This is a genomic window from Caulobacter segnis (assembly GCF_019931575.1).
GTDB classification, from domain to species: domain Bacteria; phylum Pseudomonadota; class Alphaproteobacteria; order Caulobacterales; family Caulobacteraceae; genus Caulobacter; species Caulobacter segnis_C.
Map to the genome: position 1 here is coordinate 3,627,097 of NZ_CP082923.1, position 20,469 is coordinate 3,647,565.

Genomic DNA, 20,469 nt, shown 5'->3' on the forward strand with positions numbered 1-20,469 from the left:
ATCCTAAGGTCAGGCTTACCGCGCGGTCCGCTCCACCAGGTCCGCCAGCGCCTCGGCCGCGTCGGGCGTCGCCACCGACCGTGCGCCGGCCGCCATCCGACCCAGACGTTCGGGATCCTTCAGCAGGGCGTTCAGCGCTCCGGCCATGGCGTCGACCGTCAGCTCGTCCTCGAGGCACACAGCCGCGCCGCCGGCCTCTTCCAGGAGCTTGGCGTTGAAGCGCTGGTGGTCGTCGGCGGCGATCTTCAGCGGCACCAGGATCGAGGGTCGGCCAGCCACGGCCAGTTCGGTGCAGGTCGAAGCGCCCGAGCGGCCGATCACCAGGTGCGACTGGCGCAGATAGCCGGCCATGTCGCGGAAGAACGGCGCGACCTCGCAATCGACCATGGCGTTGCGATAGGTCTTGCGGGCCTGCTCCATGCTCTCGGCGCGGGCCTGCTGGAACACCTTCAGGCGCGAGCGGATGTCCTCGGGCAGCTTGGCCACCGCCTCGGGGATCAGTTCCGATAGCAGGCGCGCGCCTTGGCTGCCGCCGGTGACCAGCACCCGCAGTTGCACGTCCGGCGGAAGGTAGGGCGTGTCGTAGAGCGCGCGCACCGGCGGGCGCACGGGATTGCCGACCACGTGAGCCCGGGCCTGTACGGCGGGCTTGGCCATCTGCAGGGTCGGGAAGGCGCAGGCGACCTCGTCGACGCGCGGGGCCAGGAAGCGGTTCACGCGGCCCAGGACCGCGTTCTGCTCGTGAATCACGGTCGGGCGCTTCTGGCTGAGCGCGCCTAGCAAGGCCGGGAGGGCCGGATAGCCGCCGAAGCCCACGACCACGGCCGGGTCCAGACGTTTGAAGGCCGCGCGGGCCTCCAGCACGCCCTGCATGACCACGAAGCCGGCCTTGATCATGCCCAGCGGGTCATTGGCCTTGGCGGTGGCGGCCGACAGGGCCAGGCGTTCCTCGGCGGGGAACTTGTCGGCGTAAAGCGCGCCGCGGTCGTCCGTGGCCAGCACGACGCGCCAGCCACGCTGGGCCAGAGCCTCGGCGAGGGCCTGGGCGGGGAACATGTGGCCGCCGGTGCCCCCGGCGGCGACGATAGCCAGCTTGCTCATCTTACGCGAAAGCGCCGTCGAGACCGAACTCGCCCGTCGCCCCGTAGGCGCCGGGGCGCTTGCGCACCAAGGCCAGGGCCATGCCCAGCGTCAAACCCATCGCGAGCATCGAGGAGCCCCCGTAACTGATGAACGGTAGCGTCATGCCCTTGGTCGGGATCATGTTCAAGTTTACCGCGATGTTGATGATAGCTTGTTGGCCCACGAGGACGAACAGGCCAGCCGCCGCCACCTGCTCGAACGGGTCGTTCAGCTTCATGGCCTTGTACAGCCCGCGCACCACCACGAAGGCGAACAGCGCGATCAGGGCCCACGAGAAGATCAGGCCGTATTCCTCGGCGGCCACCGAATAGATGAAGTCGGTGTGCAGGTCGGGCACGTGGCGCTTCATGACGCCCTCGCCCGGGCCGCGCCCGAACAGGCCGCCGGCGCGGATGGCCTCGGCGGCGCGGGTGATCTGGTGAGTGTCGGCCTGGTCGGGGCTGAGGAACTTCTGCACCCGGGCATGGACGTGGTCGAACAGGAAATAGGTCGAACCCAGGCCCGCCAGGGCGACCGCGCCCAGGCCCATGATCCACGAGATCGGCACGCCGGCCATCCAGAAGGCGGCCCCGAAGGCGATGGTGATCAGCACCGTCTGGCCGACGTCCGGCTGGATCAGCAGCAGGGCCACGGCGATGAAATAGAGTAGGAAGGCGATCGACACGCCCGGCACGCCCTCGCCCTTCTGGCCCTCGGCGAACATCCACGAGACCAGCACGATCAGGGCCGGCTTCATGAACTCGGACGGTTGCAGGGTGAACCCGCCGAACTGCAGCCAGCGCGTGGCGCCCTTGGCGTTGTGGCCGATGAACGGCAGGGCGATCATCACCGCGATCGCCGCGATATAGATGAAGAAGGCCGCCCGCCGGATGCCCTGAGGCGACAGCATCGACACGGCCAGCATCAGCACCGTCGAGGCGCTGGCGAAGAAGCACATGCGGATGGCGAAGTGGAACTGGTCGTCGATGCCGATCCGCTGGGCCGCCGCCGGGCTGGAGGCGAACGACAGCAGCATGCCCAGGGTCACCAGCAGCGCGGTGGCGCCCAAGAGCCAGCGATCCGTCGTCCACCACCACAGGCCGATCGCGGTGCGGTCGGTGCGGGCGAAGGCATGGGTCGGGTTGGAGGCCATGGCGGGCAGATTCGGACCGCAGGGTTAATCAAATCTTGCTGCGCCGTTCTACGCCGGTGGACAGGCGTCGAAAAGCGCGGACGGCTCACCGCAGTTCGAAGTAAGCCACGTCGCCACCCTCGGTGTGGGCGATGACGGCGATACCCAGCGCCGCGCCGTCATCCAGGGTCAGACGGCAGTCCCCTGCCCGGAAGGCTTGCCGCAGAATATCCGGATCGCCCGTCAGGCTGCCCTTGCCGCCCTTGCGCCCCGCCACCCCGTTGGTGATCACCAGCGAGAAGGTCACCGCCCTCTCCTCGCGCCCGATCGTCAGCGCGCCGACGCCGCTGCGCGCGCCCTTCTGAACCTTGACTATCGACATGATATACGTGCTGAAAAACTGAAATTCATGCTCCTTAACTACAGGATCGAACGGCTTTCAGCTGAATAATATTGAAAAATTTCTTGCATTATTTCACGCTATGACGCAGGATATATTTCATCGAATATGGAACCGGTTCGGCCGCTCTCCAAGCTTGCTCTTCGGGTCGAGCCCCGAGCCTCCCCAATCCTCTCCGAAAATTTGATCACGTGGCTCGCCGAGCCGCGCGTCTTCTCGCATCCAAGGAATACATCCCATGGCGACCGGCACCGTGAAGTGGTTCAACTCCACCAAGGGCTTTGGCTTCATTCAACCCAACGACGGCGGCGCTGACGTCTTCGTGCACATCACGGCCGTCGAACGGTCGGGCCTCGGCTCGCTCGACGAAGGCCAGAAGGTGTCGTTCGAACTCGAACGCGACCAGCGCAGCGGCAAGATGTCCGCTAGCCAGCTGCAAGCCGCCTAAAGGACTGGCCGGTCCGACGAATCGTCCGGACCGGCCGCTCTTCCCTTCCCCGGCCCGCCCCAGCGGCCGGAAACGAAAGCGACCATGAACGCATCTCAAGACATCGGCCACGCGCAACGGCAGAAGACGGCCGCCGACGCGAAGGCCGCGCTGCTGGCCAAGTTCAAGCCGCGCGCGACCAGCACCGATCCCCTGTTCGCCGACCGCGCCGCGCTGCGCGCCGCCGAACTGAAGGCCGTCCGCGAGGCCCGATCCGTGGCCAAGGCCGCGGTCCGGCAGGCCGCCGCCGACAGCGCCCAGGCGATCGTCGACGCCGAAACCGCCCTCGCCGCGGAAGCCCTGAGCGCCAAGCGCGGCGAACGCAAGGAGCGCAAGGCGCTCTCGAACGCCGAGGCCAAGGCCAAGCGCGACGCCCGCTACGCCGCCCGCAAGGCCCGCGCCTAGATGGCCCGCAAGCCCAACTACGATTTCGAGCGCAAGGAACGCGAACGCCAGAAGGCGGCCAAGGCCGCCGAGAAGGCCGCCGCCAAGCGTCCCACGTCTCAGGATGAACAGTCTTCCGGCGACGGCGCCTAGGCCAGAGCGCGCCGCGTCCAGTCGACGATCTGGGCCGCGCTCATCGCGCCGGCCTGGCGCGCGATCGGCTGGCCGTCGCGGAACAGGATCAGGGTCGGGATGCTGCTGACGTTCAGCGCCCCGGCGGCGACCGGCTCGGCCTCGGAGTCCAGCTTGAGAAGGCGCGCGGCCGGTTCCAGCTGGCGAGCGGCGGCCTCGAAGTTCGGCGCCATGGTCCGGCATGGTCCGCACCACGGCGCCCAGACGTCCAGCAGCAGGGCCACGCCCGTCGTGAGCCGGCGATGGCGATCGAGGTCGGCGCCCGTCACGGCCGTGGGCGCGCCGGTGAACAGCGACGCCTTGCAGCGCCCGCACTTGGCCGACAACGGATCGCGATCCCGCGGCAGGCGATTGCCGGCGCCGCACGCGACGCACACGACCTGAGACATCGACCACCCTCCTTCTTCGTCCCAACACCCGTCAGAGAACGCCGTTCCCGCATAAGCTGAACGGCGACGCTTGTAATCGCCCGTCAGGCAGTGATCATGGCCCCGGGCGGCAGGGGCGTATGGTGTCCGGCGAAGGATCTGACAAGGCCGTTCTGGAAGGCGCCGGGGTCTATTTCCTCAGCGTGGTCGAGGCCAGCCAGGACTGCATCCGCGTCATCAGCCCCGACGGCGCGGTCGAATACATGAACGCCCAGGGCAAGTCGCTGTTCGAGATCGAGGACTTCGACGGCCGGAACCGCAGCCGCTACTGGCCCGACATGTGGCCGCCCGAGAGCCGCGAGACGGTCGAACAGGCCCTGCGCGCGGCCCAGGCCGGCCACGCCGTCGCCTTCCGCGCCTACTGCCCCACCGCCAAGGGCGCGCCGCGCTGGTGGGACACCACCGTCTCGCCGATTCTGGAAGACGGCCGCGTCACCCGCGTCCTGGCCACCTCGCGTGACGTGACGGGCGAGCGCACCGCCGAGGCGCACCGGCAGCTGCTGGTCAACGAGCTGAACCACCGCGTGAAGAACACCCTGGCCACGGTGCAGTCGATCGCCAACCAGTCCCTGCGCAACGCCGGCGTCGAGCCGTCGGTGCGCGACGCCCTGGAGGGCCGGCTGATGGCCATCGCCACCACCCACAACGTGCTGACGGACCAGAACTGGTCCGCGGCCAGCTTGCGCCAGATCATCGACGGCTCGGTGACGCCCTACAGCTCGAACGCCGGCCAGCTGACCATCAGCGGTCAGGACCTGCGGGTTTCGCCCAAGCCTGCCGTGGTCATGGCCCTGGCCTTCCACGAGCTGGCCATCAACGCCCTGAAATACGGCGCCCTCTCCGCCCCCGGCGGCCACGTGGACATCCGCTGGTCCATCGAGCCCGGAGACCAGCTCTATATCGAATGGGCCGAGCGCGGCGGCCCGGCCGTGCGCCCGCCCGAACGTCGCGGCTTCGGCTCGCGGATCGTCGAGACCGCCCTGCCCACCGAGCTGGGCGGCGCTGTGGCGGTGGACTACCGCGCCGAAGGCCTGCGCTGCTCGATCCGCTCCCCCCTGTCGTCGCTCGACAAGATCGACGCATTCATGCCGCTGGGGTGACAGCGCCGGCAAAGCGCCCCCTGCACAACCTCAGATAACCATGTTAGCGCTATCCCAAACAGGGAGGCGTGGGGCGTGACGAGCTTTCGGCTGATGGCGTCGACGATGGCGCTTGTCTTGGCGGCGACCCTGGCGAACGCCCAGACCGCGCCCGCCCCGCCCGGCGCGGTGAAACCCGAGGCGGTCCGCGAGGCCGAACGCGCCCTCTGGTCGCCGGGCGAGGCGCTCTACCTGCGGCGTTGGATGGTGAAGGGCCTGGCCGCGCCCCCGGCCGACGAAGCCAAGCTTCTGGCCACCCCCGACTGGAAGCCGCTTGTCGCCTGGGACGATCTGACGGACCTGACGGCCGCCGGCGCCGAAGGGCGCTGGCTCTATGCCTCAGCGCTGGTGCGGCGCGACGCCGAAGGTCCGGCGGAGCTTTCGCTGGGCGCCGGCGGGCCGCTGTCGGCCTGGGTCAACGGCGAGCCCGTCGCGCTTCCCACGCAGCCCACGGGCCTCCGCGACGCGGTCAGGGTCCCCGTGCGGCTGCGCGCCGGCGACAACGTCCTGCTGCTGCGGGCCGAGCGTGACTCCGGGGCGACTCTGCTTTCGGCGCGGATCCTGTCTCCCGGCCAACCCTTGGCCGATGTCCGGCTCGAGCCTGGCGCCTGGGACCAGGACGGCCAGTTGCAGGTGCGTACGGACTCCCTGCCTCGCCAGGGAACCGTCGAGGTAGTGATCACCGCGCCGGGCGGGCGCGTGGTCGGCCGCGTCAGCGCGCCGCGTGGATCGATCGCCGCGTTGCCGACCGAGGGTTGGCCGGACGGCCCCTATGAGGTCGCTGTCCGCGCGACCAACGCCGCCGGCGAACCCCTGCTGGCCTTCGCCCCCTGGTTCAAGGGCGACATGGCGCCGGCGGCCAGGGCCCTGCTCGACCAGGCCGCCGGCGCGACCGGGGCCGACGCCGAATCCGGCCACTGGCGCATGCTGGGCGCCCTGGTCGCCGACCGCGCCGGCGCCGATCTGTCGCGCCTGAAGAGCGCCTACGCGCCGGTCCACTCGGCGCTGATGGAGGCGGCGGAGATGCGGATGGGGCCGAAAGCCGCGATCCGCGCCTCCGGCTTCGTGCGTCTGGCCTGGATCGATCCGCTGGACGGGTCCACTCAGTTCTGCCGCGCCTATCTTCCCGCCGGCTACGACCAGGGGCGGGCCTGGCCGGCGGTATTGTACCTGCACGGCGCCAACGGCGCGGCGCCGCCCTATGTCCGCTACTGGAACGTCGACGTCCGTCATGGCGGCGTCGCCGAGCGGTGGCCGATGATCTGGATCGAGCCGCACGGGCGCGGCACGAACGGCTATCTCGGCCCGGGCGAGCTGGATGTGATCAACTGCCTGGAAGCCGCGCGCGCCCGGTTGAACGTGGACGACACGCGCACCTATCTCACCGGCGGCTCAATGGGCGGCAAGGGAACCTGGCAGCTCGGCGCACGCCATGCCGGCCGGTTCGCGGCCCTGGCCCCGGTGTTCGGCGGCGCCGATCCGCGCCTCGATTCCAAGTCCGGCCGCGACGACCCCGCCGCCGACCGGCCGATGGAGCGCTGGCTGCGCGAGGCCGAGAGCGACTTCGCCGGACTGGAGGCGTTGAACAACACGCCGGTCTTCATCCACCAGGGCGATGAAGACGTCGCCGCCGACGTCCGCCAAGCCCGACACGCGACCACTCTGTTGCAGCGCTGGGGCTATGACGTCCGCTATCGCGAATATCCGGGGCGCGGCCACGAAGCCCTGGGCGAACTGGACGACATCGTCGGCTGGTTCCTGCAACATCGCCAGGCCGAGGCGCCGACCAAGGTCCGCCTTCGCGCCGCCGATCTGCGCGCCGCCCGGGCCCACTGGTTGACCGTCGATCGCGCGATGGCCCCGCTGTCGATGATCCAGGTCGACGCCGAGATGACCGAGCCCGGCGTGCTACGTCTCGACACTCGAAACGTCGCCCGCCTGAACCTCGCGCCGCCCCCGAGCCTCTTGCGGCGCGACGCTGCGCTAAAGGTCGTCTGGAACGGCCGCCCCCTCGAGATCGCGCCCGGATCCGACGGCCGCTTCGTCCTGGCCGCCCCCGACGCGCCCAGGGGAGCCACGTTCAAGACGCCCGCCTTGCCGGGCGGGGTCCTCGACATCCTGTCGACGCCGTTCGTCATCGTCGTCGGCACGACGGCGCACGATCCGGACATGCGGGCGTCGATCCGCGACAAGGCCCAGGTCCTGGCGGGCCTCTGGCGCTCGGTCTACGGCGGCGAGCCGCGCATCGTCGACGACAGGGCTCTGACGGCGGAGCAGGCGAAAAGCCTTTCCCTGATTCTGCTCGGCGGACCCGACGCCAACGCCGTTTCGGCCCGGCTGCGCCGCGACCTGCCATTAGCCGTGGCCGCGGACTCGATCACGATCGATGGCCGGCGGTTTGAGGCCAAGGACGCCTACGCCGTCATGCTGCGCCCCAGCCCTCGAGCGGCGGACCGATACGTGCTCTCGGTGGCCGCCACCTCGGCGGCGGGCCTGTTCGCGTGGGAGCCGTTCTCGCTGGTCGCGGTCATGGGCGACTCCATCGCCAATCCCTACGACTGGTGGGTCGGCGACGGCCGCCGGCCGGCTCAGCCTCGAGGAAGAGCGCCCGATCGCGGCTGGATCGCCTCCGGCGTCTTCGACCAGGCCTGGCGGCGCGACGATCGCTGGACCTTCCTGGGCGACCCGGCCCTGCGGGCCGCCACGCCGCTGCTGGCGCGCCCTAAGGCCACCGTCATCCTGCCGTCGACCGTCCTGGACCGCTATGTCGGGCGTTACGCCTTGGCGGATCGTCCCGGGGTCACGCTGGTGGTGCGGCGCGATGGCGACGTCCTGATGGTCGATCCACCAGCCGGGCTGCCGCGCGACAAGCTGCTGGCCGAAAGTCCGACCCGCTTCCGCTTCGCCTCGGACGGTTCGTTGGCCGAGGCCGTGCTGGATCCCGCCGGCAAAGTCGTTGAGCTGCGTTTTGGCGAGGGCGGCGGCGCTTCGACCTGGCGGCCCGCGCCGCAATGATCTAGGCCACGGCCGACTTGCTGGCCCCGCCGACCAGGCCGTTGACCGCCACGCGGAACGCCTCGCCGCGGGCCTCGAAATCGCTGAACTGGTCGAACGAGGCGCAGGCGGGCGAGAGCAGGACGATGGCGTCCTCGCCGCTGGCGGCCGCGTCGGCATAGGCCTGCTGGACAGCCTTCTCCAGCGTGCCGCTCATGATCACCTCGGCCTTGCCGGCCAGGGTCCAGGAGAACGGCTGGGCGGCCTCGCCGATCAGGTAGGCCTTGGCGATGCGCGGGAAGAGGTCCTTCAGGTCCTCGATGCCGCCAGCCTTGGCGACGCCGCCGGCGATCCAGTAGAACTTGGGATAGGACGACATCGCCTGGCGGGCGGCGTCGGCGTTGGTGGCCTTGCTGTCGTTGACGAAGCGGACCTTGCCGATCTTGCCGACCGTCTCCATCCGGTGGGCTAGGCCCGGGAAGCTCATCAGGCCGTCGACCGCGTCGTGCATCGGGATGCCGATGGCCCGCGCGGCGGCGTAGGCGGCCGCGGCATTCTGCCAGTTGTGGCGGCCCGGCAGGCTGCGGGCCCGCAGCAGGTCGGCGACCTCCACGACCCGCTCGCCGGTGGCGTCGTAGAGTACGCCCTGCAGGGCGTAGACGCCCCGGCCCATGGCCTTGCCGGCGCTGATGGGCCAGATGGTCCGGCGGTTAGCGGCGGTGATCTCGGTGCAGATCTGCTGGCACCAGGGATCGTCCACCCCGATGATCGCCGTGTCGCCCTTGCCCTGGTTCAGGAAGATCCGACGCTTGGCGGCGATGTAGCCGTCCATGCCGCCGTGGCGGTCCAGGTGGTCGGGCGAGATGTTCAACAGCACCACCGCGTCGGGGTGCAGGCTGGAGGTCAGGTCCAGTTGGTATGAAGACAGCTCCAGCACGTAGACCGCGCCGCCGTGCATGTCCTCCAGGCCCAGCACGCCCAGGCCGATATTGCCGCCGATGCGGGTGTCGCGGCCCGCCGAGGCGCACAGGTGGCCGATCAGGGCCGTGGTCGTCGACTTGCCGTTGGTGCCGGTGATGGCGATGATCTTCGGGCGCTTGTGGACCGGCGCGGCGTTGACCGTGCGGGCGAAGAGCTCGACGTCGCCCAGGATCTCGACGCCGGCGGCCTTGGCCTTCTCGACGGTCCAGTGGGGCTTGGGATGGGTCAGCGGCACGCCCGGCGACAGCATCAGGGCGGCGAACTGGCTCCAGTCTGCGGCCTCCAGGTCGACGACCGGGAAGCCCTCGGCGGCGGCCGCCTCGCGGCTGGCCGGCTTTTCGTCCCACAGAGCCACCTTCGCCCCACCCGCGATCAAGGCGCGCGCCGCCGTAAGCCCGGTGCGGCCCAGGCCGAACACCGCGACGGTCTTGTCCTCGAAACCGCGGACGGGGATCATGTGTACGCCTCTCCCTAACGCAGCTTGAGCGTGGCGAGGCCGACGAAGGACAGCATCATCGCCACGATCCAGAAGCGGATCACGACGGTGGATTCAGCCCAGCCCAGCTTCTCGAAATGGTGGTGGATCGGCGCCATCAGGAAGACCCGCTTGCCGGTCTTCTTGAAGTAGGCGACCTGGATCATGACGCTCAGCGCCTCGGCCACGAACAGGCCGCCGACGATGCCCAGGACCAGCTCGTGCTTGGCGCAGACGGCGATCGCGCCCAGCGCGCCGCCCAGGGCCAGCGAACCGGTGTCGCCCATGAAGATCTTGGCCGGCGGGGCGTTGTACCACAGGAAGCCCATGCCCCCGCCGATGATCGCGCCGCACAGCACCGCCAGCTCCCCGACGCCGGGCGCGAAGTGCAGGTTGAGATAGTCCGCGAACTTGTAGTTGCCCACCAGATAGGCGATCAGGCCGAAGGTCGAGGCGGCGAACATCACCGGCACGATGGCCAGGCCGTCCAGGCCGTCGGTCAGGTTCACAGCGTTAGAGAAACCGGCGATCGTGACCGCCGCGAAGACCACGTAGAACCAGCCCAGATTGATCACCAGCGCCTTGAAGATCGGGAAGACCACGCTGGTCTCCATCCCCGGCGTCATCGGTGACTTGGGCGCGAACAGGATCAGAATGACGGCCGCGACGATGGCCACCGCGAACTGGGCGACCAGCTTCTGGACGCTGGAGAGGCCGGCGGTGGTCTGCTTGGTGACCTTGGCGTAGTCGTCCATGAAGCCCAGCACGCCGTAGCTGCCGGTGATCAGCAGCACGACCCAGACATGGATGTTGCGCAGGTCGGCCCACAGCAGGGCGCCGACGAACAGGCCCGCCAGGATCATGAAGCCGCCCATGGTGGGCGTGCCGGCCTTCTCGGTGACATGGCGGGCGATGCCGTCCGTGCGGATCGGCTGGCCCTTGCCCTGCTTGGCCTTCATCCAGCGGATGAAGCGTGAGCCCATCGCCACCGCGACCACATAGGCCGTCAGCATGGCCATGCCCGACCGGAAGGTCAGGTATTTCAACAGGTTCAGCGCCGGGACGTGCTCTTGCGTGCGCGCCAGCCATTCGTACAGGAAGTACAGCATCAGCCCTGTTCCCCAAGGTCGAGCGCGGCCAGGGCCCCGGCGAGAACGCCGGCCCTGGAGCCATTCGACCCCTTCACCATCACCACGTCGCCCGGCCGGATCGCCCCCGCCAGCTGCGCCGTTAACTTTTCAGTAACTTCCGCGTAGCCGCCTCGCCGAGTCGGCGGAAGCGCCTCCCACAGCGATTTCATGTGGACGCCCGCGAGAAAAACGACGTCAACGTTTGCACGCGCGATCGGGTCCGCAAGCTCGGCGTGAAACCGGCCGCTGCTCTCGCCAAGCTCGAGCATGTCGGTCAGCACTGCGACCCGACGGCCGGCGACCTCGCGCGCCCCCAGGGTCTTCAGCGCGGCCTGCATCGAGACCGGGTTGGCGTTGTAGCTCTCGTCCACCAGGGTGAAGGCGCCGCCGTCGATGCGGACGGTCTTTTCGGCCCCGCGCCCCTCGATCGGCGCGAACGCCGCCAGAGCCGCCAGCGCGGTCTCGCGCGGTACGTCCAGGGCTTCCAGCATCAAGAGGACGCACAGGCTGTTGGGCCCCCAGTGCACCCCGGTCTGGCGGATCGGGAAGGTCAGGGCCTCGCCACGCAGCGTGACGGAGACCTTGGCCCCCTCACCTTGCACGGCGAAGCCGGTCAGGCGCGCGGTGGCGTCGGCGGCCCCGCCGAAGCTCCAGACGGTCGCGCCAGCCTTCTCGGCCTCGGCCTTCAGCAGGTCGAACCACTTGTTGTCGGCGTTCAGCACGGCGATCCCGCCGGGCTCCAGCCCCGCGAAGATCTCGGCCTTGGCGCGGGCCACGCCTTCTTCGTTCGGGAAGTTCTCCAGGTGGACCGGACCGACCGTGGTGATGGCCACCGCGTGCGGCCGGACGAACTGGCTAAGGGGGGTGATCTCGTCGGCGTGGTTCATGCCGACCTCGAACACGGCGCGCTGCGTGTCGCGCGGCATCCGGGCCAGGGTCAGGGGCACGCCGATATGGTTGTTGTAGCTCTTGACCGAAGCGTGGGCCTTGCCGGCCAGTCGCAGGCCCGCCTCAACGGCGCGCGTGACGCTGGTCTTGCCGACCGAGCCCGTCACCGCCCCGCGCTTGCATTGCGGCGCGCGCTCGCGGGCGGCGACGCCCAGGGCTTCCAGGGCCTTGAAGGTGTCCTCGACCATCACCGCCGGGAAGCCGACGGGCTTGGCGGCCAGCACGCCGGCCGCGCCATTGGCCACGGCCTGCAGGACGAAGTCATGGCCGTCGCGCGCACCGACCAGGGGTACGAACAGGTCGCCCGGCTCGACCGTGCGGGTGTCGATCGAGACGCCGGTCACGGTGAAGTCGCCGGCGACCTCGCCGCCGGTGGCTTCAGCGATTTCCTGGGCGGTCCAGAGCGCTTCAGGCATGCACGCCCTCCAGCGCTTCCAGCGTCTCGGCCACGTCGTCGAACGGGTGGACGACGCCGGCGACGATCTGGCCCTGTTCGTGACCCTTGCCGGCGACGACCAGCACATCGCCCTCGCCCAGCAGCGCCACGGCAGCGCGGATCGCGGCGCGGCGGTCGCCGATCTCGCGAGCGCCCGGAGCGGCCTCCAGGATGGCGGCGCGGATCGAGGAAGGTTCCTCGGAACGAGGATTGTCGTCGGTGACGATGGCGATGTCGGCCAGGCGCGCGGCGATCGCGCCCATCAGCGGACGCTTGCCGCGATCACGGTCGCCGCCGGCCCCGAACACGGCGATCAGCTTGCCTCGCGTGTGCGGGCGCAAGGCTTCCAGGACCGTCTCCAGACCGTCCGGCGTGTGGGCGTAGTCGACATAGGCCTCGCCGCCCTTGGGGCCGCGACCGACGCGTTGCAGGCGCCCGGCCGCGCCTTCCAGCGTTTCCAGGGCCTTCAGCACCTTGGCGGGGCTCTCGCCAGCGGCGATGCACAGGCCGGCCGCGACCAGCACGTTCGAGGCCTGGAAGGCGCCGGCCAGCGGCAGGCGGATGTGATGCGTGGCGTCGTCGATCTCGACGACCAGGTCCTGGCCGGCCGGCGTCGGCGTGCGCGAGATGAGGCGCAGCCCCTGGCCGTCCTCGCCGACCGAGAACACGCTCTGGCCCGAGGTGACGGCGGCGGCGGCGAAGTTCGGGAAGGCCTCGCTGTCGGCGTTCAGCACCGCCGTCGCGCCGTTCGGCGTCAGGGTGTCGAACAAGCGCAGCTTGGCGGCCCGGTATTCCTCCATCGAGCCGTGATAGTCGAGGTGGTCCTGGGTGAAGTTGGTGAAGCCGGCGGCGCGCAGCTTGACGCCGTCGACACGACGCTGGTCGACGCCGTGCGAGCTGGCTTCCAGCGCCAGGTGGGTGACGCCCATCTCGGCCAGGCGCGCGACCATCTCGGCCACGTCGCCGGCGTCCGGCGTCGTCAGGCCCGGCGGGGTCAGCTGCTGATCGGGCTTGCCGGCCTCGCTGACCACCACGCCCAGGGTGCCCATGCTGGCGGCCTTGTGGCCCAGCTTAGCGAAGATCTGGCGGCAGAAGCCGGCGACCGAGGTCTTGCCGTTGGTGCCGGTGACGGCGACGCACATGGCCGGCTGCTTGCCCCAGAAGGCGGCCGAGGCCAGGGCGTAGGCGCGGCGGGCGTCCTCTGATCGGACCACCGGCACGCCCAGGCCTTCGAGGCCGCCCTCGGGGGCCAGCACGGCGGCGGCGCCCTTGGACACCGCGCCCGGCGCGAAGTCGCGACCGTCGACCTTGGTCCCCGGCAGGGCGGCGAACAGCCAGCCGGCGGTGACCTTGCGGCTGTCGGCCGTGACGCCGGCGATCACTGGATCGTTGGCGAAGGGGCGGTTGAACAGTTCCGACAGGTGTCTGGTCATAGTCCCGCCTCCGGTCCGGCGCTCTTCGGTTGGCTGGCGATCGTCACCAGCTCGGTCTTGCGTTGCACGCCCAGGAACGGCGCGATGCGTTCGATCACCTTGCCGGCCGGCGGCGCCCCGACCCAGCCGCCGGTCGAGAAACCGAACGACTTGGCCGTGCCGTGCGGCTCGTCCATCAGGATCAGAACGAAGTAGCGGTCGGCCTCCAGCGGGCCGTCGGTCGGGAACACCGCCGCGAACGACGACACCTGGCGCTGGTGATTATACCCCCGGATCGACGGATCGTATTTCTCGCCTGTGCCGGTCTTGCCGCCGACCGACAGGCCGGGCACGTCGGCCTTGCCGCCGCTGCCGCCCTGGCCCGGAATGACGTTGGCGCGCATGATCTTCAGCATCTCGGCCGAGGTGTTCTCGGAGACCACCCGCACGCCTTCCGGACGCACGCCCGCCGGCATTTTGCGGATGGTCAGGGGCCGCATCTCGCCGCCGTTCAGCAGGGCGTTCATCGCCTGCGCCAGGGCCAGCGGGCTGACGTTGATGCCGTGACCGAACGAGGTCGAGGCCACCGCGTCCATGTCCCACTTGCGCGGCGTCAGCGGCCGCGCCGACTCCATCAGCTCGACCTTGGCCGGCTTGGTCAGGCCCAGGGCCGTGAAGTACTTGGACAGGCGCTCGCCGCCGACCCGCTCGGCCAGCATGGCCGTGCCGATGTTCGACGAGTGCTGGAAGACCTCGACCAGGTTCAGGATGGCCTTGGCGGCGTGATAGTCGTGGATCGTGCGGTAGCCGAGCTTGTAGGGCTCGCGCGCGTCGAAGGTCGAGGCCGGCGTCGCCACGCCCGTGTCCAGGCCGATCGCCACCGTGAAGGTCTTGAAGGTCGAGCCCATCTCGTAGACCGAGGCGGCGGCGCGGTTCAGGCGCTGGTCGTCGGTGGCCTCGCCGGCCTTGTTGGCGTCGTAGTCGGGCAGACTGGCCAGGGCCAGGATCTCGCCGGTGTGGACATTGGTGACCAGGCCGACCGCGCCCTTGGGCGTGAACTCGGCGGCGGCCTTTCGCAGCTCGTCTTCGAGCGCGGCCTGTATGCGCACGTCGATCGACAGCTGGGTCGGGCCGCCGTCGCCGCCCGCGGCCTTCCGGATCGGATCGTCCAAGGCGCGCTCGGCGCCGGCCAAACCCTTGCCGCCGCTGTCGACGAAGCCGATCAGGTGCGCGGCCGTCGGCCCCAGCGGGTACATCCGCCGCTCCTGCTCCTCGAACGAGACGCCGGGCAGGCCGAGATTGAAGATCGCGTCCTTCTCGTCGGGCGTCAGGCCGCCCAGGACGAAAGCGCGGTGATCGCCGAACACGGCCTTGTCCAGGCGCTTGGCCGGCACTTGCGGCAAGGCCTTGCCCAGTGCGCGGCGCGTTTCCTTGGCGTCCCAGACCTCGCGCGGGTCGATGTAGAGCGCGTAGTGGGCCAGGTCGACGGCCAGCAGCTTGCCGTTACGGTCGACCACGTCGCCGCGCGCGCCCTCCGCGCCCTGGGCGTAGCCGTTGCCGCGCCCGGCGTTCGAGAACAGCGCCGCCCAGCCCGCGCCCACGCCCACGCCCACGAAGCACAGGCTGAAGAAGGCCATGACCAGGAAGATGCGGATGCGCGTGTCGTCTTCGGGCTTGGCCGCCGCGCGCGAGCGCTCGAAGGCGTGCTCCAGGCGCCAGACCCGTTCTATCAGCCACCGCCAGGCGGCGGGCTGGAAACCGTTGGGCCCGAGGTTCGAGAGGCTCATCGCGGCGCCCTCGGCGCTTGGGCCTGCGGCGGAGGCGGCGAGGGCGGTGGAACCGACGCGTCATCCGGCAGGGCCTCGGGCGCGTCGGCGGCTAGGGCCTCGGGCGAGACCGGTGCGGCGATGATCGGCGCGCGCGGCAGTTCGCGACGACGCGCCACGTCGATCAGGGCGTCCTCGGTGATCTCATGGTCCGGCGCGATCGGCTGCAGTTGCATCATCTGCGCCAGTTGCTCGATGCGACGGGGCTGTTCCAGGTGGGCGACCTCCGCTTCCAGAAGACGCTTGCGCACGCCCTCTTCCTGGATCTGTTGCTCGATGCGGGCGATCTGCTGTCGCTCGCTGCCGGCGAAGGTCTTGGCCAGATAGACGCTGGTGACCAGAGTCAGCAGGATGCCCCCGCCCACGACCTCGACGACCCGGAATCCACGGACGCGGCGATTGAAGACGCCGGCGACGGTCATGCCGCGCCCTCCCAGACCGGCGCGGACGTGCGCACGGCGGCGCGCAGCTTCGACGAGCGCGCGCGGGGATTGACGGCCAGTTCGGCCTCGCCGGGGGCGATGGCCTTGTTGGAGATCAGCTGGAAGCTTGGCGCAGCGCCCGCCGCAACCGGCGGGGCATGGCGTGAGCCGCCGGGCGTCCGGCCCGCTCGTTCGGCCAGGAACGCCTTGACGATGCGGTCTTCCAGCGAATGGAAGGTGACGACCACCAGGCGGCCGCCCGGCTTCAGCACGCGCTCGGCCGCGGCCAGACCAGCCTCCAGCTCGCCCAGCTCGTCATTGACCGCGATGCGCAGGCCCTGGAACGAGCGGGTGGCCGGATGGACCTTGGCGCCCTTGCGGCCGCCGACGGCGCGCTCGATCACCTCGGCCAGGTCCAGCGTGCGCTCGAACGGACGCTCCTCGCGGCGACGGACGATGAAGCTGGCGATGCGGCGCGAGGCGTGCTCCTCGCCGTAGACATAGAGGATGCGGGCGAGCTCGACCTGCTCCAGCGTGTTGACGAAGTCGGCGGCGGTCGGCCCCGTATCGCCCATCCGCATATCCAGCGGACCGTCGCGCATGAAGGAGAAGCCGCGCTCGGCCTGGTCCAGCTGCATCGACGAGACGCCCAGGTCCAGCATCACGCCATCGACGCTGGAAGGCCCCAGCTCGTCGAGCATCTCGGAGAAGCGGGCCTGGACCAGGCGAAAACGGTCGGCCGGCAGGCCCTCGGCGAACGCCTGAACGGTGGGGTCGCGGTCGAAGGCCACGATGCTGGCGCCGGTCGGCAGGACCGCGCGGGTGTAGCCGCCCGCCCCGAAGGTGCCGTCGACCACGACGTCGCCCGGCTTGGCGTCCAGCGCCTCGACCACTTCGTCGAGAAGAACCGAGATGTGCGGGGCGTCGCTCACGAGGCAGCCCCCAGCTTGGCCGCGCGCTGCTGGGCGCGCAGAGCCGCCAGCCCTTCCCGGGCCAGATCGCGCTGGGCCGCGCGATGGGCCTGGAAGGCCTCGCGGGACCAGATCTGAAAACGCTCACCCATACCGACGACGGTCACCCAATCCGTGAGACCGCACATTTCGCACAGGTGGTCGGGAAGCGTAATGCGACCAGCTGTATCAAACGACAGCTTGGCCATGCCGCCCAGAACGCTGGTTTCCAGGGCCGAGCGGATCGGATCCCCGAACTCCAGTTCCTCGATCACGCCCAGGTAGCGGTCGAACAGGGCCTTTCCACCCGCTTCCAGGCAATCGGCCTCGATGGAGGGGAAGCAGAAGATCCCGTCGAACATGCCCGAGACGGCCGCGCGGAATTCCTGCGGCACGACGATGCGCCGCTTGCTGTCGAGCTGTTTCTCGAACGTCGAGAGAAACACTGAAGCCGAACCCCACCAAACCCACGTCGGTCGGCGACCCAAACGCATCGCCCCGACGCGAATTGGGTTAACATGGGATGAATTGGGAAACAATGACACCAAACCCGTTTCATCGAGATTTCAAAGGTGTCTCACCTGTTGTTCACGAGGTGAGATCATTAATCCACAGAACATACACAGAACTGATTGAGTAGACGTTCCGCGCGGTGTCATCGGATCCCATCGAAGGTGGTTTTGGGGATCGACGCGCGCCGGCGCCGCCCTCCCCCCGCCAGGGGAGGATTGGAACCAGATGATCTGTAAGCCGGGTTCTGTTCCGTTCCCGAAAGAACGGCGACGATCATTCCTCTAGGCCGGCCATTGCTGGACGGCTCTCGCGACCTACCCGGATCCTCTCGGCCAGTGACGGCCTATCCGACGCGAGGCCGGAGCGGGATCCCTATTCGGTCTTGCTCCAGGCGGGGCTTGCCATGCCGTCCCTGTCGCCAGGTCCGCGGTGGGCTCTTACCCCACCCTTTCACCCTTCCCGCCCCGTAGGGAGGAGGTTTGCTTTCTGTGGCGCTATCCCTGGGATCGCTCCCGGTGGGCGTTACCCACCGCCTTGTCACCGTGGAGCCCGGACTTTCCTCGGCGTCCGAAGACGACGCGACCGCCCGACCATCTGGTCCGGCACGGTGTTTGACGGGGCGACATGGAAACGTCAACAAACATTCGATCTCCCCGGCGAAAGCCGGGGCCCAGATCGAACCCACGCGCGCATCAGCATGAAGCACGGCCTTAGGCGCGCGCACTCAAACCGCTCAGGATGAATCTGGGCCCCGGCTTTCGCTGGGGAAGCGGACTAGGGGACGTCTCTCATGAGCTGCGCGATCGGATGATCGCCCAGCCCCTTGGCCGCGCCCAGCCGATCGGCGTCGGCCTTGTTCTGCGAGAGCTTGAACGTGCCCTGCAGCCGCTCGACGAACAACCGCCCGCCCTGGATGCCGCGCAGCATGCTCTCGAACTTGCCGGCCTTCATCTTGTCGCGGGTCCAGGGCTTCTTGGGGAGCAGACGCCCCTCCTCCTGGGCCGAGAGGTCGTCCAGCAGGGCGACCAGCTCCGCCTCGTCCAGCGGCGCGACGGAACCCTCGGCCTCGACCGACTGATAGTTCCAGGTCGGCACCTGGTCGGCGCTCTCGTACCAGTCGGGGCTGACATAGGCGTCGAGGCCCGTGGCCAGCGCCACCGCCCGGAAGCCCTGCGTAAGATGCGGCGTCAGCAGGTTGCCGCGCGATAGATGGAAGTCGAGGGCGACCTCGCCGTCCAGGTCGCGGATCACGACCGGCGACTGGGCCACGAACAGCCGGCCACCGACGCTGGCGACGAAGGTCACGAACGGATGCGCTCGGATGAAGTCGAGCAGGACCGCCCGGTCCTCGACGCGGAAGGCCGGCGCCGGGTGCATTACTCGGCCGCCGCGCGCAGCAATCCCACCAGCCGCGCCCGGGTCTCGCCGTCGGCGATGCCGTCGAAGCGGTTCTGCAGCCAGTGACGCTGGAAGGCCGAGACCACGGTCGTGGTCCACTCGTCGTACTTGCCCGTCGGGGCGCAGTCGAAGCCCAGGCGGGTCAGGCCGGCCTGCAGCGCGAAGACGCCGGTCCCCTCCTCGCCTTGGCCCAGCGGCGCGCCGGGCGACGGCGCGGGCTCGATCCACAAGCCGTGGCCGCTTTGCGCCAGGCGCTTCCACGGGAACAGCTCGCCCGGATCGATCTTGCGGGCGGGGGCGATGTCGGAATGCCCCAGGATCCGGCTGTCGGGGATCATCCAGCGCGAGCGCACGTCGGCCAGCAGGTTGATCACCGAGGCGATCTGCGCCTCCGGAAACGGGCGATAGCCGAACTCGTGGCCGGGATTGACGATCTCGATGCCGATCGAGGCCGAGTTGATGTCCTTGACGCCCTTCCAGAAGGCCGCGCCGGCGTGCCAGGCGCGACGCTCCTCGGGCACGAGGCGGAAGATGCGGCCGTCCTCCTCCACGCAATAGTGGGCCGAGACCTTGGCCTCGGGGTCGCGCAAGCGCTCGATCGCGGCCTCGCCCGTCTCCATGCCGGTATAGTGGAGCACCACCATGTCCGGCACCGCCTTGCGGGCGTCGAAGTTCGGCGACGGGGCCTCGATGATGGACAGACTCATAGGGCGCGGTTCCGGATCGACATCAGCAAGGGCATGACCTGATTCCGCCGAAGCGCGATGATCAGAACGCCCAGCAGCGCCAGGGCCGCGCCGATCCCCATCCGCAGATCGAAGTGATCGTGGGTGACCACGACGCCCATGCCGATGGTGAACAGCGGCGTCATCAGGGTAAGCGGAGCGATCAGGTTGGCCTCGTAGCGCTGGATCAGCCCGTAATAGGCCGTATGGGCCACGACCGAAACCACCAGGGCCGAGAACGCCACCGCGCCGACGAACGGCCAGCCGGCGTGGAAGCCCGCCGCGACCTGCCCGGGCTCCATAACGGCGCTCATCGCCGCCAGCGGCCAGAAGGACGAAAAGCCGACCCAGGCCTGGAATTGCAACGGCTTCACGCCCTCGACCTGTTTCATCATCACCGCCCCCAGCGAGCCGGTGAAGGCGGCCGCGACGATCAGCCAGAGCCCGGCCGACAGCTCCAGGCCGTGCGGGCTCCACATGACGACCACCGCGCCCAGCAGCGTCAGAGCGATGCCCACGCCACGCCGCCAGCGGATCTTCTCGCCCAGGATCAGCACCGACAGCAGGGTCGTGAACGGCACGCCGACCTGGATCACCACCGAGGCCGCTGACGGCGAAGCGGTCTTGAAGCCCATGAACAGCAGGGCGAAGTTGCCGCCGCCCATCAAGAGGCCCACCAGCACCATCCGCCAGGTCGGCCGCGGCGCCGGCAGCAGCCAAGGCAGGGTCAGGATCGCGACCACCGCGAAGCGCACAGCGGCGTAGTAAAGCGGCGGCACGCCCCAATGGGCGACCACCAGCTTGGAAATGATGTTGCTGCTGGCCCAGACCAGGCAGACGAGGATCAGGACGCCGAAGTCGCGAAGGGACATGAAGTGATCCGATAAGCCCCGGTTGACGTTCGGTCAAAACGGTCGTTTGTTGGTGAACACTGTTCACATACGGTCACGGCGGGTCAACCACCGGACTTGGAGA

At 69.3% G+C, this 20,469-nt stretch carries 20 protein-coding genes and 1 other RNA gene; 5 read left to right on the plus strand and 16 right to left on the minus strand.

The genetic code is table 11. From position 1 onward, the window contains the following. Nucleotides 1-15 precede the first annotated feature (15 nt). The 3 genes from murG to K8940_RS16655 all read right to left on the minus strand — a co-directional run bounded on the left by murG (nt 16) and on the right by K8940_RS16655 (nt 2,636). Entirely contained in the window at nt 16-1,101 is a 1,086-nt protein-coding gene (gene murG, locus K8940_RS16645) for an undecaprenyldiphospho-muramoylpentapeptide beta-N-acetylglucosaminyltransferase (protein WP_223391193.1), read from the minus strand. 1 nt (nt 1,102) lies between these two features. Beyond that, complete coding sequence (ftsW, locus tag K8940_RS16650) at nt 1,103-2,275, minus strand: putative lipid II flippase FtsW (protein WP_223391194.1); 1,173 nt, start codon at nt 2,273-2,275, stop codon at nt 1,103-1,105. An 85-nt stretch (nt 2,276-2,360) separates the two neighbouring features. After that, complete coding sequence (locus tag K8940_RS16655; RefSeq protein WP_223391195.1) at nt 2,361-2,636, minus strand: hypothetical protein; 276 nt, start codon at nt 2,634-2,636, stop codon at nt 2,361-2,363. A gap of 256 nt (nt 2,637-2,892) precedes the next feature. Here K8940_RS16655 and K8940_RS16660 point away from each other — a divergent pair, with 256 nt between their 5' ends. The 3 genes from K8940_RS16660 to K8940_RS23875 all read left to right on the plus strand — a co-directional run bounded on the left by K8940_RS16660 (nt 2,893) and on the right by K8940_RS23875 (nt 3,678). After that, the gene (locus K8940_RS16660) at nt 2,893-3,102 is read left to right on the plus strand and encodes a cold-shock protein (protein WP_223391196.1); all 210 of its coding nucleotides are present in this window, start codon (nt 2,893-2,895) and stop codon (nt 3,100-3,102) included. 84 nt (nt 3,103-3,186) lie between these two features. Beyond that, a complete protein-coding gene (locus K8940_RS16665; RefSeq protein WP_223391197.1) occupies nt 3,187-3,546 on the plus strand; it encodes a DUF6481 family protein in 360 nt (119 codons plus the stop codon). Then, the gene (locus tag K8940_RS23875) at nt 3,547-3,678 is read left to right on the plus strand and encodes a hypothetical protein (protein ID WP_263285780.1); all 132 of its coding nucleotides are present in this window, start codon (nt 3,547-3,549) and stop codon (nt 3,676-3,678) included. Here K8940_RS23875 and K8940_RS16670 read toward each other — a convergent pair. Then, nucleotides 3,675-4,106: a thioredoxin domain-containing protein gene (locus K8940_RS16670; protein ID WP_223391198.1), complete on the minus strand. Its 432-nt coding sequence runs from the start codon at nt 4,104-4,106 to the stop codon at nt 3,675-3,677. The genes K8940_RS23875 and K8940_RS16670 overlap by 4 nt on opposite strands. 122 nt (nt 4,107-4,228) lie before the next feature. Between K8940_RS16670 and K8940_RS16675 the strand changes: the two genes are divergently transcribed. Both K8940_RS16675 and K8940_RS16680 read left to right on the plus strand, forming a co-directional pair. After that, nucleotides 4,229-5,245, plus strand: a complete 1,017-nt coding sequence (locus tag K8940_RS16675) for a sensor histidine kinase (RefSeq protein WP_223391199.1) — start codon at nt 4,229-4,231, stop codon at nt 5,243-5,245. A 105-nt stretch (nt 5,246-5,350) separates the two neighbouring features. Continuing rightward, a complete protein-coding gene (locus K8940_RS16680) occupies nt 5,351-8,299 on the plus strand; it encodes a prolyl oligopeptidase family serine peptidase (RefSeq protein WP_223391200.1) in 2,949 nt (982 codons plus the stop codon). 1 nt (nt 8,300) lies between these two features. Here the strand turns inward: K8940_RS16680 and murD are convergent, their stop codons facing one another. The 12 genes from murD to K8940_RS16740 all read right to left on the minus strand — a co-directional run bounded on the left by murD (nt 8,301) and on the right by K8940_RS16740 (nt 20,366). After that, nucleotides 8,301-9,716, minus strand: a complete 1,416-nt coding sequence (murD, locus tag K8940_RS16685) for a UDP-N-acetylmuramoyl-L-alanine--D-glutamate ligase (RefSeq protein WP_223391201.1) — start codon at nt 9,714-9,716, stop codon at nt 8,301-8,303. Between the two features lie 14 nt (nt 9,717-9,730). Continuing rightward, entirely contained in the window at nt 9,731-10,843 is a 1,113-nt protein-coding gene (mraY, locus tag K8940_RS16690) for a phospho-N-acetylmuramoyl-pentapeptide-transferase (protein WP_223391202.1), read from the minus strand. Beyond that, nucleotides 10,843-12,228: a UDP-N-acetylmuramoyl-tripeptide--D-alanyl-D-alanine ligase gene (locus tag K8940_RS16695; RefSeq protein ID WP_223391203.1), complete on the minus strand. Its 1,386-nt coding sequence runs from the start codon at nt 12,226-12,228 to the stop codon at nt 10,843-10,845. Before K8940_RS16695 ends, mraY begins: the two co-directional genes overlap by 1 nt. Continuing rightward, nucleotides 12,221-13,681, minus strand: a complete 1,461-nt coding sequence (locus K8940_RS16700; RefSeq protein ID WP_223391204.1) for a UDP-N-acetylmuramoyl-L-alanyl-D-glutamate--2,6-diaminopimelate ligase — start codon at nt 13,679-13,681, stop codon at nt 12,221-12,223. The genes K8940_RS16695 and K8940_RS16700 overlap by 8 nt, the downstream gene beginning before the upstream one ends. Beyond that, on the minus strand, nt 13,678-15,447 hold the full coding sequence (locus K8940_RS16705) for a peptidoglycan D,D-transpeptidase FtsI family protein (protein WP_223391205.1): 1,770 nt from the start codon (nt 15,445-15,447) through the stop codon (nt 13,678-13,680). Before K8940_RS16705 ends, K8940_RS16700 begins: the two co-directional genes overlap by 4 nt. Then, on the minus strand, nt 15,444-15,908 hold the full coding sequence (locus K8940_RS16710) for a cell division protein (RefSeq protein ID WP_223391206.1): 465 nt from the start codon (nt 15,906-15,908) through the stop codon (nt 15,444-15,446). Before K8940_RS16710 ends, K8940_RS16705 begins: the two co-directional genes overlap by 4 nt. Beyond that, nucleotides 15,905-16,840 (minus strand): 16S rRNA (cytosine(1402)-N(4))-methyltransferase RsmH, encoded by a 936-nt coding sequence (gene rsmH, locus K8940_RS16715; RefSeq protein WP_223391207.1) that lies wholly within the window; start codon nt 16,838-16,840, stop codon nt 15,905-15,907. Before rsmH ends, K8940_RS16710 begins: the two co-directional genes overlap by 4 nt. Then, nucleotides 16,837-17,304: a division/cell wall cluster transcriptional repressor MraZ gene (locus tag K8940_RS16720; RefSeq protein WP_223391208.1), complete on the minus strand. Its 468-nt coding sequence runs from the start codon at nt 17,302-17,304 to the stop codon at nt 16,837-16,839. Before K8940_RS16720 ends, rsmH begins: the two co-directional genes overlap by 4 nt. Before the next feature lie 284 nt (nt 17,305-17,588). Then, an RNA gene (rnpB, locus tag K8940_RS16725) (RNase P RNA component class A) lies at nt 17,589-17,969 on the minus strand. Nucleotides 17,970-18,145: 176 nt separating this feature from the next. Beyond that, nucleotides 18,146-18,748, minus strand: a complete 603-nt coding sequence (locus tag K8940_RS16730) for an FMN-binding negative transcriptional regulator (RefSeq protein ID WP_223391209.1) — start codon at nt 18,746-18,748, stop codon at nt 18,146-18,148. Continuing rightward, nucleotides 18,748-19,476 (minus strand): N-acetylmuramoyl-L-alanine amidase, encoded by a 729-nt coding sequence (locus K8940_RS16735; RefSeq protein ID WP_223391210.1) that lies wholly within the window; start codon nt 19,474-19,476, stop codon nt 18,748-18,750. Before K8940_RS16735 ends, K8940_RS16730 begins: the two co-directional genes overlap by 1 nt. Further along, the gene (locus K8940_RS16740) at nt 19,473-20,366 is read right to left on the minus strand and encodes a DMT family transporter (protein ID WP_223391211.1); all 894 of its coding nucleotides are present in this window, start codon (nt 20,364-20,366) and stop codon (nt 19,473-19,475) included. The genes K8940_RS16735 and K8940_RS16740 overlap by 4 nt, the downstream gene beginning before the upstream one ends. Nucleotides 20,367-20,469 lie beyond the last annotated feature (103 nt).

Bases quoted from the DNA above. Each gene is read 5' to 3' on its own strand.
- K8940_RS23875 (WP_263285780.1), top strand. From the start codon at position 3,547: ATGGCCCGCAAGCCCAACTACGATTTCGAGCGCAAGGAACGCGAACGC.
- K8940_RS16680 (WP_223391200.1), top strand. From the start codon at position 5,351: ATGGCGCTTGTCTTGGCGGCGACCCTGGCGAACGCCCAGACCGCGCCC.
- K8940_RS16735 (WP_223391210.1), bottom strand. From the start codon at position 19,476: ATGAGTCTGTCCATCATCGAGGCCCCGTCGCCGAACTTCGACGCCCGC.
- K8940_RS16670 (WP_223391198.1), bottom strand. From the start codon at position 4,106: ATGTCTCAGGTCGTGTGCGTCGCGTGCGGCGCCGGCAATCGCCTGCCG.
- K8940_RS16660 (WP_223391196.1), top strand. From the start codon at position 2,893: ATGGCGACCGGCACCGTGAAGTGGTTCAACTCCACCAAGGGCTTTGGC.
- K8940_RS16740 (WP_223391211.1), bottom strand. From the start codon at position 20,366: ATGTCCCTTCGCGACTTCGGCGTCCTGATCCTCGTCTGCCTGGTCTGG.
- K8940_RS16665 (WP_223391197.1), top strand. From the start codon at position 3,187: ATGAACGCATCTCAAGACATCGGCCACGCGCAACGGCAGAAGACGGCC.
- K8940_RS16705 (WP_223391205.1), bottom strand. From the start codon at position 15,447: ATGAGCCTCTCGAACCTCGGGCCCAACGGTTTCCAGCCCGCCGCCTGG.
- K8940_RS16710 (WP_223391206.1), bottom strand. From the start codon at position 15,908: ATGACCGTCGCCGGCGTCTTCAATCGCCGCGTCCGTGGATTCCGGGTC.
- ftsW (WP_223391194.1), bottom strand. From the start codon at position 2,275: ATGGCCTCCAACCCGACCCATGCCTTCGCCCGCACCGACCGCACCGCG.
- murG (WP_223391193.1), bottom strand. From the start codon at position 1,101: ATGAGCAAGCTGGCTATCGTCGCCGCCGGGGGCACCGGCGGCCACATG.
- mraY (WP_223391202.1), bottom strand. From the start codon at position 10,843: ATGCTGTACTTCCTGTACGAATGGCTGGCGCGCACGCAAGAGCACGTC.
- K8940_RS16730 (WP_223391209.1), bottom strand. From the start codon at position 18,748: ATGCACCCGGCGCCGGCCTTCCGCGTCGAGGACCGGGCGGTCCTGCTC.
- K8940_RS16700 (WP_223391204.1), bottom strand. From the start codon at position 13,681: ATGACCAGACACCTGTCGGAACTGTTCAACCGCCCCTTCGCCAACGAT.
- K8940_RS16655 (WP_223391195.1), bottom strand. From the start codon at position 2,636: ATGTCGATAGTCAAGGTTCAGAAGGGCGCGCGCAGCGGCGTCGGCGCG.
- murD (WP_223391201.1), bottom strand. From the start codon at position 9,716: ATGATCCCCGTCCGCGGTTTCGAGGACAAGACCGTCGCGGTGTTCGGC.
- K8940_RS16695 (WP_223391203.1), bottom strand. From the start codon at position 12,228: ATGCCTGAAGCGCTCTGGACCGCCCAGGAAATCGCTGAAGCCACCGGC.